The organism is Pseudomonas sp. RIT-To-2 (assembly GCF_029623465.1).
Lineage (GTDB): Bacteria > Pseudomonadota > Gammaproteobacteria > Pseudomonadales > Pseudomonadaceae > Aquipseudomonas > Aquipseudomonas silvicola.
On sequence record NZ_JAPYKM010000086.1, the window covers coordinates 1 to 2,412 of the forward strand.

General features: G+C 65.9%; 1 protein-coding gene. It reads right to left on the bottom strand.

Annotation, left to right across the window (positions count from 1 at the left end):
- The coding region (locus QBK88_RS30625; protein WP_277965036.1) for a hypothetical protein at positions 1-2,375 on the bottom strand (2,375 nt) is incomplete at its 3' end.
- Positions 2,376-2,412 lie beyond the last annotated feature (37 nt).

The window sequence follows — 2,412 nt, forward strand, 5'->3', positions numbered from 1 at the left end:
CTGACACCGTTCAGGTTGCTCACCTGCACATTGCTGGCCACGGGGATCACCGTGGGGCTGTTGTTGGCCAGGGTGCCCCGGGCCTCCAGCCAGTAAAACTGCGCCGTGGCGATCAGCGGCCACGCCGCGACCGTCGCCGTGGCGTTGGCCGTCAGCCGTGACACATCTAGCTCGTTGCCTTGTGCCTCAGTAATCGCCGGGGTCGGCAGCGCGCTCTGCGGTATCGACGACACCACCAGGTTCAATGTCTGTGACGTACCGACCGGCGCATTGGCACGGAACACCACGCACACCACTTCAATCGTCCTGCCCACGCTGGCCGCGAGCACCTCCCGCGGTACGGCCATCTGTACCTGGCCTGCTGTGGTCACCAGCCCGTAGGGGATGCTCGGGTTGGTGCCGTCCGGGTAGCGCCACACTGTAGCGACCACGTCCCCCAGGGCCAGCCGCGGGTCGCTCAAGACCACCGTGGCGGTGTTTTCGGTGTTGCCGGTACTGGGCCGGATGGGGTTCAGGGGGTTGGCCACACTGCCCGTGGCATCCGTCACCACAGGCGCTGGCCAGGGTTGCGCGCCCGCGTCGCCGATATTCAAGGTCAATACCCGCGAGCTGCCGAAGGGCACGCCGTTGCGGCGCACGTCGTACCACACGTCTACCAGGCCGCCGGCATTGCCCAGCACGAACGGGTCCTTGGCGATGATCACCGACAAGTCGCCCGTGGCCGGGAAGCTGTTGGTCGGGTTGGTGCTGGCATCAGGGTTGCCATGCCAGTGCACGGTGACCTGGTCGCCGGGCAGCAGTAAACCATTGGCCTTTACCACCACTTGCAGGGTGGCGCCCACCTGGCCCGGGTCGACGTTGCCATTGGCGAACACGGGAATGGTCTCGGGGGCGGGCAGGGTGTTGACCTGGCCGCTGACGGTCAATTCGAGGACTTGCGAGCGGTATTCCTGGCCTTGGGCAACCACCGTGTAGCTGACCCGCAGTGAACCACCGGCCAGGGTGGTGGCGTAGATTTTCTCGATCAGGAAGCTGACCGGGCGGCCGACCTGGGCAGGTTGCTGGATCGGCACGGTCTGGGTCTGATAGACGCTGCCGCCACTGGCCGTGGTGCCTTCCCAGATCAGGGTCACGCTCTGGTCCACGGCCATGAAGCTGTAGGCGGGCACCAGCACTTCCTGGTGGGTGCCGGTGATCAAGTCCGGGTTGTAGGTGCCACCGCTGACGCCGGTCAGGGTCGGTTCGGCCAGTTCCACGGGTTGGCCGACCAGGCTGACGCTGGCGCGTGCCGAGCGCCCGGGGGTGGCGCTGCGCACGCCGTCGTAATAGACGGTGGCGGTGCTGCCCACCAGGGCGGCGGCCTGAATATGGGGTACCCACAGGGTCAGCCGGGTGCTGGCCTGGGTGATTGAAAAGGGCAGGGTGTAGGTCAGCCTTGGCCCCAGCACCGGCTGGCCGGTCCAGGTCAGGGTGCCGGTGGAAGGAATGTCCAGGTTGCCGTTGACCGGGATCTGGATGGCGACGTCGCCACCGGCCAGTTCGTCCACGTCCAGCACGTCGAAGTCATCGGCGTCACGCACCGTGGGCACATGCAGCGCCGCGGCCGATTCGACGTCGGTGCGCTGGGTTTCGCTGAACAGCGACCAGTTCTTGACGGTGTCGCGAATGTCGTAGGTGACCGCCAGGTTCAGGCCTGGGTTGTTCCTGATGATTTCGGCACTGATCACCACGCTCAGGGCGCCGCTGCCAGTGGCTTCTTCCTGGCTGACGGTCCGGGTCACCGGTACACCGCTCCAGTAGATGGTGATCACGTCGTCGGCGGCAATGTTCTCGTAACGCGCAATACCCAAGGTCAGGGGCCCGCCGGTGGCGGGGAGCGACTCGGGGATGCCCGTGAGGGGGCTGAGGTTTTCGTTGATGTACGGCGTGTTCGGGTTCGGGTCGGGGTTGCCGGGCACGGTGCGTTTGACCAGGAAGGGGGCGTGCTCGATGGATGCGGTCTCACCTTCGCCCACCAGGCCGAAGTGGTGGTAGTGCACGCGGGTGACGCCTTCGGGAATATGGGCGGGCAGGACGCGGACGTTGGTCTGGGCCAGTTCGCGATCATCGGCACTGATGACCTGGGTGGCGACCGCAACGTCATTCCAGTACAGGTTCACGTAGTCGCCGACGCCCCAGCCCATCGGTACGATGACCTGCACCAGCACGGGCACCGTGGGGTCGTGCAGGTCGTTCTTGTTCAGGCCGTTGTGCACCAGCACAGCGGGAATTTTGGGCGCGGGCAGGATAGGGGGGAAATTGTCGTGGCGGGCGTGGCCTGCCCGCAGTTGCCTGGTGAGTATCGCGCGGCGCACTGCTTGGCTCAGGGTGGTCATGGGGTCATGCCTCCGGAAGGGAGGCTTGACTCTATGC